Raw genomic sequence first — 13914 nt, forward strand, 5'->3', positions numbered from 1 at the left:
TGAGTTATCTGTTCAGATAAAAATTTCGGTACTGATACTCTTCCTCAGTAGTATTTAAACAAATGGAAGAACCTATTAAAAAAGATACTTTTTTGCAGTTCTATGCAAAAATCTTCCATAGCCAGCACTGGCTGGCTAGTGAAAGATGAGAAGTAGAGAAGGTTACAGATGTGATCTGTAACTTAAAGGTTATAGTTATTGCTGGCAATAACTATAGGTTTAGTTCTGGAGTACTATCTCAATGTTGATGTCCTTAGGAACCTGGATACGCATAAGCTGCCTGAGTGCACGCTCATCTGCTGCGATGTCAATAAGTCTCTTATGTACACGCATTTCCCAGTGGTCCCATGTAGCAGTTCCGTCGCCACTTGGACTCTTACGGACAGGTACTACCATTTTCTTGGTTGGTAGTGGAACTGGTCCTGAGATACTTACACCTGTTCTGTCTGCAATAGCTTTTACCTGATCGCAAACACCATCGAGGTTTACAGGACTGATTCCTGATAATCTTATTCTTGCTTTCTGTGACATGTTTATCTCCTAAAAAAAGGAAAATTTGAGTGTCTTACTGTTTCTGTTTGACACTCATGCACATGCCAGCTGCAATGGTCATTCCCATATCACGGATAGCGAATCTTCCGAGCTGTGGAATTTCCTTTACTGGCTCGATAACCATTGGCCTTGTTGGTCTGATGGTTACGATAGCTGCATCGCCTGCCTTGATGAATGTTGCATTCTCTTCCTTGACCTGGCCTGTCTTTGGATCAAGCTTCTTGTCAATGGACATGAGGGTACATGCGGTCTGGGTTGTGTGGCAGTGGAATACAGGTGTGTATCCTGCTGTGATAGCGGATGGGTGCTGAAGGACAACGATCTGTCCTGTGAACTCTTCTGCTACTGAAGGTGGGTTGTCAGCTGGGCCACAGACATCTCCTCTGCGTACGTCGTTCTTTCCGACACCACGTACGTTCCATCCAATGTTGTCACCAGGTACTGCTTCAGGAGCTTCTTCGTGGTGCATTTCAATGGACTTTACTTCTCCGCTTACGCCACTTGGGTTGAAGGTTACTGTCTGACCCTTCTTCATTACACCGGTCTCGACCCTACCTACTGGTACGGTTCCGATACCGGAGATGGTGTATGCATCCTGTACAGGGATACGGAGTGGAAGTTTGTCTGGCTTTTCTGGTTCCTTAAGCTCGTTGAGGCAGTCAAGAAGTGATGGTCCTGTGTACCATGGTGTGTTCTCGCTTGACTTTGTGATGTTGTCACCCTCGAATGCGGATGTTGGGACAAATGGTACTTCTGATGCCTTGAATCCTACCATACCGAGAAGCTGGCTAACATCTTCCTTGACCTGGTTGTATCTTTCTTCGCTGTATTCAGCTGCGTCCATCTTGTTGACAGCAACGATAAGCTGGTTGATACCAAGGGTCCTTGAAAGGAACACGTGCTCTTTTGTCTGAGCCATTACACCATCAGGTGCTGCTACGACAAGAACAGCTGCATCAGCCTGGGATGCACCGGTGATCATGTTCTTTACGAAGTCACGGTGACCTGGGCAGTCTACTACTGTAAAGTAGTACTTGTCTGTGTCGAATCTCTTGTGGGAGATATCGATGGTTACTCCTCTCTCACGCTCTTCCTTAAGTGAGTCCATAACCCATGCGAAAGCAAAGGATTCTTTTCCTTTCTCTTTTGCTTCTGCTCTGTATTTCTCGATAAGGTGTGCAGGTACTGCTCCTGTTTCGAACATCAATCTTCCGACAAATGTTGATTTGCCGTGGTCAACGTGACCGATAACTGCTAAGTTTAAGTGTGGTTTCTCAGCTGCCATTTTCATATCTCCTATAGTTTAATTACAATATATCAGTTTGATTTGCCATAATAGGTCTTTTTACGTTTAAACCTTTCTGACGAAATAGGGTTTTTGCAGTATTTTACTGCAAAAATCCTGGCAATTACATGCTAAGGTAGTCAGATGCTTGTGGAAGCTCCTTCTTGAGTCCCTTCCTTTCTCTTATTCCGCTGACTATCTCTGCGGTAAGGTTAGTTGGAAGTGTGTCAAATCCTGAGAACTCTGTGCTCCACATTGCACGGCCTTCAGTTGCAGATCTGATGTCTCCTGCAAATCCGAAAAGTTCGGATACTGGTGCCCTGGACTCGATTATTGTCATGTCTCCTTCTGAGGTCATGTCAATGATAATTCCACGACGTCCCTGGATCTCCTTGGTTGCACCACCCATGTTATTCTGTGGTACCTGGATGAATACCTTCTGGTATGGTTCAAGGAGTGTGTCATCAGCCATTAACATTGCTGCCTGGATACCCTGTCTGGATGCAGGTATTACCTGTGCTGGTCCTCTGTGGACAGCATCCTCGTGTAACTTTGCGTCAACGAGCTTGACCTTTACGCCCATACATGGTTCCTTTGAAAGAGGTCCTGCTTTCATTACTTCCTGGAATCCTTCAAGGATAAGTTCCATGGTTTCATTGAGGTGCTGGATACCTTTTGTGACATCAATGTAAACATTGCTCTCGAAGATGTCCACAATACCCTTAGCTTCATCTTTGTCAAGACCTGCTGCCATGAGCTTCTCTCTGCGCTCTACCTCAGGCATACGCATGGATATCTCGCCAGCCTTGATAAGGTCTCTGACGCCTTCCTCGAGTGGCTCGACCTCAACATAGAACCTGTTGTGTCTGTTCGGGGACTTTCCTTCTACTGGTCCGGCGTGGCCACGAATGGTCTCACGGTAAACTACAATAGGTGGTGTTGTTGTGATCTCTACACCCTTGTCACGCTCGATCCTGTGAGCAATAACTTCGAGGTGAAGTTCACCCATACCAGCCATTAAGTGCTCACCGGTCTCTTCGTCCAGTGTGATCTTAAGTGTTGGGTCTTCCTTTGCGACCTGTCTCAATACTTCAACAAGCTTTGGAAGATCCTTCATGTGCTTAGCTTCGACAGCAACGGTAACTACAGGCTCACTTGCGTGAGTGATACTCTCGAAAGGCTCCATGCCTTCAAGGGTGGTTACTGTTGAACCGACAATAGCATCTCTAAGTCCTGTTACAGCTGCAATGTTTCCTGCAGGGATGTTCTCTACTTCAAGTCTCTTTGGACCCATGAAAACACCGACCTGCTGGATCCTGTTGGTCCTTGATGTACCGGATACATAAACTTCCATACCACGTTTGAGTGATCCGCTGAACAACCTTCCGGTTGCAACTTCACCTGCATGTGGGTCCATGGTAATGTCTGTAACCATGAAAGCAAGGTCTCCCTGTGGATCTGCACTTGCCATTGACTTTGCGATCTTTGTTTCCTTGTCTCCATGCCAGATAGCGTTAACTCTGCCTTCCTGTGCCTGAAGTGGGGATGGAAGGAACCTGATAACCATGTCGTTGAGAACTTCGTGGAGTGGGCACTTGTCTGCAAGTTCCCTTATCTTTTCAGGATCATCTGCTTTATTATAATCATAGATCTGCTGGAAAGTTACTCCGGTCTTCTGCATCATTGGTACGCTGATAGCCCAGTTGTACAATGCTGAACCGAAAGCCACAGTACCTTCTGCTGCGTCTACTCTCCATCCTGCCTTGTAGCGTTCTTCGTTCATACCTTTGATGAGCTTGTTGACGTGGTCAATAAGCTTACCGAGTCTGATCTGCATTTCCTGTCCGTCGACCTGCAACTCATTGATGAGACGGTCAACCTTGTTGATGAAAAGAACCGGCTTGACGTGTTCCTTCAATGCCTGCCTGAGAACGGTCTCTGTCTGTGGCATTGTACCTTCTACAGCATCAATTACTACTACAGCACCATCTACTGCACGCATTGCACGTGTAACGTCACCACCAAAGTCTACGTGGCCTGGTGTGTCGATAAGGTTGATGAGATATTCCTGGTCCTCATACTCGTGGACCATTGAAACGTTTGCGGAATCAATTGTAATACCTCTCTCTTGTTCCTCTTCATCAGAATCTGTCCAGCATGCGTTACCTGCAAGCTCTTTTGAGAGCATGCCGGCGCCTGCAAGAAGGTTATCTGATAAAGTTGTCTTTCCGTGATCGATGTGCGCAACAATACCGATGTTACGTATCATCTTTGGCTGACTCATGAGCGCTGCTACACGGTCCACCATTTTATCATTTCTAGCCATATTTACTACCTGATCTTAATTTACTAAATGCCAAGGCTTGATTAACGTGCTGCCTTTGCGACTCTTTCCTTCGCATCTTTCCTGTTGATGGAGAAGCATTTTGCATCGCGGTTAGAAGCTGCGATAAGTTCTGATGCGAGGCATTCTGCTGCACTTCTCTTTGATTTGAAAGCAGCCTTGTTTGCGCCCATTGTGATGTACCTGAGTGCGCTGTCAACACGTCTCTGTGGAGCAGTGTCCACTGCCTTTGGTACAGATATTCCACCGTACTTAAGCCTGACAACTTCTTCCCTTGGACCTGCGTTGGAGATAGCCTCTACCAGTACCTGTACAGGGTTCTTCTTTGTTCTTGTGTTGATCACATCAAAAGCTTCAGAGACTATCATCATAGCTCTCTGCTTCTTTCCAGTGTTCTGTTCGTTGCGCATAACATTGTTGACAAGACGCTCAACGATGCAGATGTCTGACTTGTTGAACTGCTGTCTTGCATGCTTTCCGTTTGTGTGAGGGATGATCACAGGGTCAAGGTTAACGTACCTTATAATTCCCTGGTCAGCGACCTCAACTTCAGTGAGATCCCATTTCCCAAATAATTTATACATATGATTATCTCCTTGGTTTCTCTTTACGGCCAATGACCATTTCTCTTAAACATACGTTGTTTACAGCAGTGACCTTGAAGCGCACACCGGGAATATCACCCATTGCACCACCCATACGGCCACCAATTCTCTCTACTGTAACTTCGTCGTGCTCGTCGATAAAGTTGATAGCTCCGTCTCCAGGGCAGAATGCTGATACCTGACGACCGTTCTTGATCAACTGTATTCTTACACACTTTCTGATAGCTGAGTTTGGCTGTTTAGCCTCTATGCCCACCTTCTCAAGCACAATGCCTCTTCCCTGAGGTGCACCACTGAGTGGATCTGCTTTGATGTCAAGTCCGAGTGTACGTCTGTTATAGCGTGAGTCCTTCCATCTTGCATCCTTTCGCATGCGCTGGATAGTGTGAGCTGCATATTTTCCATTTGGCATATATTATGTCCTCCAATTTATGTCTTTGATGAGTATGATATTATTCGATGAATCATTGCAGGATGACATCATCTATATCGTGATGTCGCTTTGCAACAAGTTTGACCTTTTCAATGTTTTTCCCATTACGTCCTATGGCAAGACCTTTGTCCTTATTGGATACTTCTACATAAGCCAATCGCTTATTGTTCCTGCTTGTAATGTTCACCGATCTGACAGATACCGGACTGAATGCGTTCTTTACGAATGCAACAGGTTCGTCCGAGTATTCGACGAGATCGATCTGCTTGTCCACCGTCTTTTTCATCCGGTTGATGTGGTCTCCTTTTTTCCCAATGGCGGCGCCCATGTCGCCTGCCTTTATCACATATATTATCCTGCCATCGTCAATAATACAGTCTTTGACAGTTGCCCCTGTAAGTTTTTCAAATAATGCGATGTATCGGATACCTTCGGTGGATAGCTTGATCTCGCCCAAATATCGCAACTCCTTTAAGCGGCAGCCAGAATATCGGACTCGCCGCTGTCAATGATCGCCATTGCAGCGATGAGGAATGGTTTTCCGCATGCAGGTCCGAGTTCTGTTCCTGTGCCTGGGTAGTTGAGTATCGGTACGTTGGTGCTTTCTATCTTGGCCCTTACTTCTGCAGGACAGTTTGCAGCGAGTACTACCATTTTAGCTTCATTACTTGTGGCAGCATCGATAGTCCTGTTGGAACCAATGATCACCTTTCCGGTCCTGATCACTTTGATCAGTGCTTTGTCAATGTTAATGTCCATTTATATCAACTCATTTATAACGTCAGTTTGAGATTTGTATTAATAAGTGATTCCGTATATTTACTTTCTGGTTGTTCTTTATATATCTCTATATAATGAACCAATTATCTGGTAATTAGATGTACGTCTCCGGTTCCCAGCTTTATAGGCTGGCCCACGATAATGTTCTCCGTTACACCGTTGAGCTCATCGCGGTCTCCACGCATTCCAGCATCAAGCAAGTGGTTCACAGTAACTTCGAACGCTGCACGCGCGAACACACTGGCTTTCTCTCCGGAAATACCGTGCCTACCGATTTGCTTCACTTCACCATCACAGCACATAATATCAGATACGAGCATTATGTGTCTGATATCAACAGTAAGACCTTGTTCTGAAAGTGTGTTGATAGCTTCTGTGATGATCGAGTTCCTTGCAGCCTCGACACCGAATACCTCGTATATCTCTCCGATATTGTTCGTGGATGTCCTTGTAACATCTACTCCCTCTATCTGGAGTACTTCTTTCAATTGTGATCCTTCAGTATAAAGGGTGTATTCCTCGCCATCTTTTCTGATAACGACCCTTTTGATACCTTCGATACCTTTCAGTGTAATTGAATGAATGTTCTTTGCAAGCTGGAGAAGTTCACGGTATGATGGCGCGTTAGGGGTCACAATGACCTGGTTCGCAACACTGCCTGATACATTTACCATTACATCGAGCTCCTCTCGAAGCTTGTCTGCAATGTCATCAGCGGAGAGTGCTCTCTGCATCAATGTTTTCTCGTGAAGATCAATGATAAGCTGCATGTTGGCAAGGTCCGTTGTGATGTCTGCAAGATGTTCGATATGAGTTGCCTCTATCTCCCATGCAAGACTACGTGCCTTATCCCTGTCATTTGCATAATCTTCTTCCAGTGCGATCGTCATCATTGGTGTGCTTGGTTGTTTCCTTGCATCCACGATCTCAATGAGACGTGGCAGACCAAGTGTAACGTTAATTTCAGCGACACCAGCGTAGTGGAAGGTACGCATGGTCATCTGAGTACCCGGTTCACCAATGGATTGTCCTGCAACGACACCTACTGCTTCACAGGGTTCCACACATGCATATTCGTAACTGGCCATCACCTGCTCAACGATCTCTTCAAGCTCTTTCTTTGAGACTCCTACTTTCATCACGTCGTCCTTTAAGGTCTTCATGATGTTCTTTGGCAGATCAAGTCCGCTGATCATTGCATCAATAGTAGCTTCACTGATTGTCATTTTAGTTCACCTCCTTCCCGGTGACTCTCCTGACGATACGGTGAATAGCCTCAGGTTTACTATAGTCACTCTTTGTGGAGTCAATACCGTCCTCTCCATACTTGAACTGGACAATAACTCCACGTGTTTCACGTACCGATCCGTCATACTGGACCTCAAGGTCCTGCAATGCGTTAACAAGTCTTCTCTGCAGGTAACCTGACTGGGAAGTACGGACCGCAGTATCTACAAGACCTTCACGACCACCAATTGCGTGGAAGAAGTATTCGGTCGGGTTCAGTCCGCTCTTATAACTTGCTTTTACGAATCCGTGAGCATCTGCACCAAGGTCACCCTTATCGAAGTGTGGGAGTGTCCTTCCTGCATAACCTCTTCTGATCCTTTCACCACGAACCGCTTGCTGTCCGACACAGGCAGCCATCTGGGTAAGGTTAAGCATTGAACCTCTTGCTCCTGACTTTGCCATCAACACAGCAGAGTTCTCAAGACCAAGCTGCTGACCTGCAATATTACCGGTCTGGTCCCTGGCCTTACCGAGTTCCTGCATGATCTTCATTTCGATCGTTTCCTGAAGGGTACGTCCTGGCAATGGTTCGAGTTCCTTTGCTTCATAAGCTTCAATGAGCTTTGAAACTCTCTCTTCAGCTTCATTCAGGAGATTTCCGATCTGGATCTTTGCAGTAGTTGGAATATCTTCATCACTTATACCGAAACTAAGACCCGTCTTCATCACACCACGGATAGCAAGTCTGGTAAAGTCATCTACGAAATTAGCTCCTGCTTCAGGACTGTATTCCTTCACGACCTTATCGAGGATCTTGCCCTTGAATGCACCAATGGACTGTTCGTCAATAGTACCCTGGAGCATCTCTCCATCTTCTATGACAACATATGCATTGTATTCGCAGTCTCTCTTCTTACAGGTATCACACTTGAAACAAGCCTGTGCAGGGAATTCCAGATAGAGTCCTTTAGGGAGGATCTGACTGAAGATCTGCTTACCGTTCCAGAGTGGTTCTCCGTCCTCAGAGTAACTTGCCGGCTCCGGCAGGACTCTGATATCGGATTTCCTGAGCAGTTCCAGAGCAGCGTTCTTTGTGATCGCGTTCTCGTTCCTTGTAAGAAGGAAAAGACCTGAGATGTGGTCGTGTATACCACCAATGATAGGTCCTCCGAAACGTGGGGAAAGGATGTTCTCCTGGACCTGCATGAGGATGCTGGCCTCTGCCCTTGACTCCTCGGTCTGCAGAACGTGCATGTTCATTTCGTCACCGTCAAAGTCAGCGTTGTATGGTGCACATACTGCAGGGTTAAGTCTGAATGTCTTGAATGGAAGTACCTTGACCCTGTGAGCCATGATACTCATCTTGTGAAGTGAAGGCTGTCTGTTAAAGAGAACGATGTCTCCATCCATGAGCTGTCTCTCGACAGTCCATCCTACCTCGATCTTCTCAGCGAGTTCTTCCTTGTTGATCTCAGATACTCTGATACGCCTACCGTCATCACGTATTGCATAGTTTGCACCAGGGTGGACCTCTTTACCACGCTGTACATACATACGGAGGAGCTCAAGGTTCCTTGATGTGACCTTTTCAGGAATTGTCATCTGCTTGGCAATTGCAAAAGGTACACCAACTTCGTTGATACTAAGGTTAGGGTCAGGTGATACTACAGTACGTGCAGAGAAGTTCACACGCTTACCTGACAGACTTCCTCTGAAACGTCCTTCTTTACCCTTAAGACGCTGTGTGAGTGTCTTCAGTGGCCTTCCTGATCTGTGTCTGGCAGGAGGTACACCTGATACTTCATTATCGAAGAATGTTGTAACATGGTACTGGAGCAGTTCCCACAGGTCCTCTATAATAAGTTGTGGAGCACCAGCATCCCTGTTCTCCTGGAATCTCTGGTTGATCCTGATAATATCTACAAGTTTGTGGGTCAGGTCATCTTCACTGCGCTGACCGGATTCAAGGGTAATTGAAGGTCTGACAGTTACCGGTGGTACCGGAAGTACTGTAAGGATCATCCATTCAGGCCTTGCGCTTGATGGGTCCATTCCCAGTACCTTCACATCCTCATCAGGGATGTTCTCGAAGCGGTCACGGATCTCGGTAGGTGTGAGTTTGTGTCCATCCTCTACGTAGTCGCTTGGTTTCTCGAATTTGATCTCAAGCTGGTCTGTAGAACAGTATGGGCATGATTTGGACTTACGTGCTTCCTTGAATACTTCGTTGATGATGCTGTCAGGGAGGTGTCCCATTTCCTTTGCTGTGCTTAACTGGTCAAGGAATTCTTGTTTCTTACTTGCATCAAGGAGAAGCCTGCTACAGTTGCGGCAGACCGAACGCAGTGTCTTGCGTATTGTCTTGTTGAATCCTACGTGAATTACCGGGGCGACCAGATCGATGTGTCCGAAGTGTCCCGGACATTCTCCTGCACGGCTTCCACAGGTCTTACATTTAAGACCTGGGTCAATAACTCCAAGACGAAGGTCCATAAGACCCATGTCTATTGGATAACCGTCGTCATCATAAGTGTCAGCGGTAATGATCGCTGTCACACTCATTTTCCTGACTTCTCTGGGTGAGAGCAGACCGAATTTTATCGCGCCGACCCTTTTTGGAATTGATGGTATATCATTGTTCATCCTTGATCACTCCTCATACAGCATCCTCTAGTTGCAGTCTTGGAGCTACACCAAGGGACTTGATCTCATCAAGCAGTAGTTTGAATGCGTAACTCATGTCTACAGGGTGGATGTCCGTCTCAGCACCACAGTTAGCGCAGTATCTGACATTCCTCTTCCTGTCGAAGGTTGCTACCATTCCACAGTGTCCGCAGACAAGTTCTGTTACTTTATCTGACTCATCGAGAAGTCTTTCTTTCAGTGTCATTGCAGCACCGTGTCCGATAAGGACATCACGCTCCATTTCTCCGAAACGAAGACCTCCTTCACGGGCACGACCTTCAGTTGGCTGCCTTGTAAGCACCTGTACAGGTCCACGGGACCTTGCATGCATCTTTGATGCGACCATGTGGTGCAGTTTCTGGTAAAGGATAACTCCTACGAACACATCTGCCTGTATCTTCTTTCCGGTTACACCATCAAAGAAGACTTCCTTTCCTGTGTGTGCAAATCCATGCTCTTTAAGGCCTGCACGCAGGTCATCTTCATTCTCTCCTGAGAATGCAGTTGCATTGATCCTTCTTCCTTCCATGGAACCGACCTTACCTCCGATCATCTCAAGCACGTGACCGACGGTCATACGTGAAGGGATCGCGTGAGGGTTGATAACAAGGTCAGGGACCAGTCCTTTCTCTGTGAACGGCATGTCGGCAAAAGGTACAATAAGTCCGATAACTCCCTTCTGACCGTGTCTTGATGCAAACTTGTCACCGATCTCTGGGATCCTCTGGTCTCTTATCTTTACCTTTGCAAGACGTGTTCCGTTTATTGATTCTGTGATTATTACTGTGTCAACGACTCCTTTTTCGTTGGAGCGCATTGTGATAGCACTTTCTCTGCGCTGCTCAACTGTTATTCCGAAGTCGGACTGTTCTTCAAGGAAACGTGGCGGACTTGTCTTTCCGATAAGCACATCATTTGGACCGACCTTTGTCTCAGGGTTCACAAGACCATCGATATCAAGGTTTGCGTATGCCTCCGGGCTACGTGCTCCTCTGAACTCGGAGTCAGGGATCTCGAACTTGTCTTCCTGTCCTCCAGGGTAACGTCTTTCCTCACCCTCAAAGGTCCTGATGAAGTGACTTCTTCCAAGTCCTCTCTCAATAGAGCCCTTGTTGAAGACCAGTGCATCTTCAATATTGTGTCCTTCGTAGGACATGACAGCTACAACAAAGTTCTGTCCTGCAGGCCTGTCATCGAAATGGATAGATTCACAGGTCTGTGTCCTTACCATTGCTCTCTGTGGGTAATGCAGGAGGTGTGCACGGGTGTCCGGTCTAAGCTTGGTGTTGGATGTTGATACACCGATACATTGCTTGACCATCGCTGCACCCATTGTGTTACGTGGGGATGCGTTGTGTTCCGGATAAGGTACCATTCCTGTACAGATACCTAACATAAGTCCCGGATTGATCTCCATGTGGGTGTGCTTGTCTGTGATGTGTTCCCTGTAAAGGGCAATAAATGCATTTTCTTCTTCTTCGGAATCGAGGTACTCTACCTTACCGGCCTTTGTCAGGTCGTCATAGGACATCTTGCCCTCAGCAAGGAGTGCCTCCTCTTCTTCCGTCATGAGTGCTTCTCCATTGCTCACGATGATGAGCGGCCTTCTTGCACGGCCCATATCAGTGTTAATGAGCACTTCATGTATGTCTTCGTAATATGTGATATTGATCTGCTTTGAGATCATTCCTGTTCTGCGCTGTTCTCTGAGGTCATGTATCAGTTCAACAGGGTCAGTATGGGTTCCTATGAGTTCTCCATTCAGGAAAACTTTAGCTTCATTCATCGAGAAGTCCTCCCATGTCATCTAATGAATCAGAATAGTTCGTATACCCGATCGGTTCTGGCTTCACATCTTCTTCCACTACGGTCTTAACTTCAAGCTCTTCAATGAAATCATCAAGCTCTTCATCATATTCAGGAAGTGCTTTCAGTGATGAATTGAGTACTGTCTTCACGACGCCAAGGTCATAAAGCACATTCTTGAGCTTCTTTTCTTCATCTGAACCGGTTGAAAGTTCTACCATCTGTGCAAAGTTCTTCACAAGACCACAATTCGGACCTTCCGGAGTCTCTGATGGACAAAGTCTTCCCCATTGTGTAGGGTGAAGATCACGAGCTTCGAAGTGTGGCTGTGCCCTTGAAAGTGGGGAAATTACACGCCTGAGGTGAGAAAGTGTTGATATGTAGTCTGTTCTGTCAAGCAATTGTGATACACCAGTTCTGCCGCCTACCCAGTTACCAGTTGCAAGTGGGTGCTGCAGTCTGTCTGTGAGTACGTCTGCTCTTACAAGGGTGATCACATTGAGCTCACGGTTCCTCATATTAGCTCTCTCTAGCTGATATTTGATATCTCTTGAGAGCCTGTTGAATGCAACCCTGAACAGGTCTTCCATAAGGTCACCTGTGAGCTTTAATCTCTTGTTCGAGTAATGGTCCTTATCATCCGGATTACGCCTTCCAAGTGCCAGCTCGAAACAGGATTCTGCCATCCTTCCAAGGAAGTTTGCCTTTGCAGCTCTGTCAGTTGGTTCGTTCCCAAGATGTGGTAAAAGGTATCTGTCAATAACGTAGTTCGCACGTTTGATCTGGTAGTCCCTTGCCTGTCCTGAGGCAACTCTTGACCCGATCTTCTCCATTGCATCCTCGATGTTGTCGACCTCTGCTTCTTCAAGGTTCTCGAACATGAACTTCATGATCTCAGGGTCTGTGGATACCGCTTTTACAAGCTCTTCGTCAGTCTCCACACCGAGCGCTCTCATAAGTGTGATAAAATTGATACGTCCTGAAATTGAAGGGAATGATACTTCGAGAAGTGATTTTCTACCTCTCTCTACGACCACAAGTGCCCTGTATCCTCTTCTCTGTGAGAATACCTTTGATACTTCGATGGTGTCGCCATATCTTTCACCGAATTCAGTGAGTATCTTGTTCGGAGCGAGGTCTTCCAGTGTCATGACCACACGCTCTGTTCCGTTGATGATGAAATATCCTCCTGGGTCCAGTGGGTCCTCTCCGAATTTGACCATCTCTTCCTCGGTGAGCTCTGTGAGGTTACAGATGTTGGATTTGATCATCACCGGGAGCTGTCCGATCTTTGCTTCCTGTGGTTCTTTTTCCTCATCATTCTCAACTACACTCATCTGAAGGTAGAGTGGCGCTGAGTATGAGAGGTTCCTGAGCCTTGCCTCATTTGGATAGAGGTTCTCAATAGCACCATCTGCCTCTTTTACCACTGGGTTCTCTACTCTGATAGTACCCAGTTTGATGTATGTATCTTCGAGGTCAGTTTCGATGATCTGCTGTTCATCGATGATCTTTTGCAGACCGCTCTCCAGAAACTTATTATAGGAATCGATATGATGCTGTACGATCTTATCTTTCGTGAAGAACGAACGTGGGATCTGTCCTTTAGTTAACGCTATGATAGCACCTTCTTTGTGTGATTTGTATTATTATAAAATGGTAAAAAAAGCCATGACAAATGGTCTCTATGTGCTGATCGCTCCCTTTAAGCGATCACTAGTCTGTAATAGAATGCCTCATCGGCAGTCTGACTGTTACGGGTAATTTTGACAACTTCCCCAACTTGTGCCCCAATTTCCTGTATTATCGGATCAACGACCTTTATCTTGGGTAGTTGTTCCTTCTCAATTGCATATTGCTTTAAAACAGATCTAAGTTCATCTTCCGGCATGATCTCATGTTTCGGGATTAACTGGTGGTCGAGCAGGCTAAATTTTCTCACTATTATTACTCCTCCCTCAAAAATGTGAACGTGAACACTCCTGTGCAAAGTGTGGCGGGCTCGTAGGGATTTGAACCCTAGGCCGTCTGGTTAAAAGCCAGACGCTCTGCCTGACTGAGCTACGAGCCCAATATGTTGTTGGGTGGGTTTGCTGAGGCTGCTTCACGTTCATCGACTTCGGTGTAGCGGGTGATAGAGGCACTTATAGTATATAATTCTTTTGTGCTTTCCCAGTATCTTCAAACTACTATA

12 protein-coding genes and 1 tRNA gene are annotated in these 13914 nt (G+C 46.3%); all 13 read right to left on the reverse strand.

All coding sequences use genetic code 11. The features are described 5' to 3' along the window. Positions 1-219: 219 nt before the first annotated feature. The 13 genes from rpsJ to BM008_RS14085 all read right to left on the reverse strand — a co-directional run bounded on the left by rpsJ (position 220) and on the right by BM008_RS14085 (position 13791). Positions 220-531 carry a 30S ribosomal protein S10 gene (rpsJ, locus tag BM008_RS14025; RefSeq protein WP_015052947.1) on the reverse strand — a complete coding sequence of 104 codons (312 nt, stop codon included), beginning with the start codon at positions 529-531 and terminating at the stop codon, positions 220-222. Positions 532-565: 34 nt separating this feature from the next. Beyond that, positions 566-1837 carry a translation elongation factor EF-1 subunit alpha gene (tuf, locus tag BM008_RS14030; RefSeq protein ID WP_091938122.1) on the reverse strand — a complete coding sequence of 424 codons (1272 nt, stop codon included), beginning with the start codon at positions 1835-1837 and terminating at the stop codon, positions 566-568. Positions 1838-1961: 124 nt separating this feature from the next. After that, on the reverse strand, positions 1962-4163 hold the full coding sequence (locus BM008_RS14035) for an elongation factor EF-2 (RefSeq protein WP_091938123.1): 2202 nt from the start codon (positions 4161-4163) through the stop codon (positions 1962-1964). 41 nt (positions 4164-4204) lie between these two features. Further along, positions 4205-4765, reverse strand: coding sequence for a 30S ribosomal protein S7 (locus tag BM008_RS14040; protein WP_091938125.1), 561 nt, complete (start codon positions 4763-4765; stop codon positions 4205-4207). Between the two features lie 4 nt (positions 4766-4769). Further along, entirely contained in the window at positions 4770-5198 is a 429-nt protein-coding gene (locus tag BM008_RS14045) for a 30S ribosomal protein S12 (RefSeq protein WP_091938127.1), read from the reverse strand. Positions 5199-5250: 52 nt separating this feature from the next. Beyond that, positions 5251-5676: a NusA-like transcription termination signal-binding factor gene (locus BM008_RS14050; RefSeq protein WP_091938129.1), complete on the reverse strand. Its 426-nt coding sequence runs from the start codon at positions 5674-5676 to the stop codon at positions 5251-5253. 14 nt (positions 5677-5690) lie between these two features. Further along, the gene (locus tag BM008_RS14055) at positions 5691-5978 is read right to left on the reverse strand and encodes a 50S ribosomal protein L30e (RefSeq protein WP_091938131.1); all 288 of its coding nucleotides are present in this window, start codon (positions 5976-5978) and stop codon (positions 5691-5693) included. 104 nt (positions 5979-6082) lie between these two features. Beyond that, on the reverse strand, positions 6083-7225 hold the full coding sequence (gene rpoA2, locus BM008_RS14060) for a DNA-directed RNA polymerase subunit A'' (RefSeq protein WP_091938133.1): 1143 nt from the start codon (positions 7223-7225) through the stop codon (positions 6083-6085). Position 7226: 1 nt separating this feature from the next. Next, entirely contained in the window at positions 7227-9872 is a 2646-nt protein-coding gene (locus BM008_RS14065; protein WP_091938135.1) for a DNA-directed RNA polymerase subunit A', read from the reverse strand. Between the two features lie 13 nt (positions 9873-9885). Continuing rightward, positions 9886-11700: a DNA-directed RNA polymerase subunit B gene (gene rpoB / locus BM008_RS14070; protein WP_091938137.1), complete on the reverse strand. Its 1815-nt coding sequence runs from the start codon at positions 11698-11700 to the stop codon at positions 9886-9888. After that, positions 11693-13318, reverse strand: a complete 1626-nt coding sequence (locus BM008_RS14075; protein ID WP_091938139.1) for a DNA-directed RNA polymerase subunit B'' — start codon at positions 13316-13318, stop codon at positions 11693-11695. The genes rpoB and BM008_RS14075 overlap by 8 nt, the downstream gene beginning before the upstream one ends. 107 nt (positions 13319-13425) lie before the next feature. Further along, positions 13426-13662, reverse strand: coding sequence for a DNA-directed RNA polymerase subunit H (locus BM008_RS14080; protein ID WP_091938141.1), 237 nt, complete (start codon positions 13660-13662; stop codon positions 13426-13428). 52 nt (positions 13663-13714) lie between these two features. Continuing rightward, a tRNA-Lys gene (locus BM008_RS14085) sits at positions 13715-13791 on the reverse strand. Positions 13792-13914: the final 123 nt, after the last annotated feature.

The sequence above is a fragment of the Methanolobus profundi genome (genome assembly GCF_900114835.1).
Taxonomy (GTDB): domain Archaea; phylum Halobacteriota; class Methanosarcinia; order Methanosarcinales; family Methanosarcinaceae; genus Methanolobus; species Methanolobus profundi.

Excerpts from the sequence above, each read along its gene's own strand:
- rpsJ (WP_015052947.1), bottom strand. The coding sequence starts at position 531 with ATGTCACAGAAAGCAAGAATAAGATTATCAGGAATCAGTCCTGTAAAC.
- tuf (WP_091938122.1), bottom strand. The coding sequence starts at position 1,837 with ATGGCAGCTGAGAAACCACACTTAAACTTAGCAGTTATCGGTCACGTT.
- BM008_RS14035 (WP_091938123.1), bottom strand. The coding sequence starts at position 4,163 with ATGGCTAGAAATGATAAAATGGTGGACCGTGTAGCAGCGCTCATGAGT.
- BM008_RS14040 (WP_091938125.1), bottom strand. The coding sequence starts at position 4,765 with ATGTATAAATTATTTGGGAAATGGGATCTCACTGAAGTTGAGGTCGCT.
- BM008_RS14045 (WP_091938127.1), bottom strand. The coding sequence starts at position 5,198 with ATGCCAAATGGAAAATATGCAGCTCACACTATCCAGCGCATGCGAAAG.
- BM008_RS14055 (WP_091938131.1), bottom strand. The coding sequence starts at position 5,978 with ATGGACATTAACATTGACAAAGCACTGATCAAAGTGATCAGGACCGGA.
- rpoA2 (WP_091938133.1), bottom strand. The coding sequence starts at position 7,225 with ATGACAATCAGTGAAGCTACTATTGATGCAATGATCAGCGGACTTGAT.
- BM008_RS14065 (WP_091938135.1), bottom strand. The coding sequence starts at position 9,872 with ATGAACAATGATATACCATCAATTCCAAAAAGGGTCGGCGCGATAAAA.
- rpoB (WP_091938137.1), bottom strand. The coding sequence starts at position 11,700 with ATGAATGAAGCTAAAGTTTTCCTGAATGGAGAACTCATAGGAACCCAT.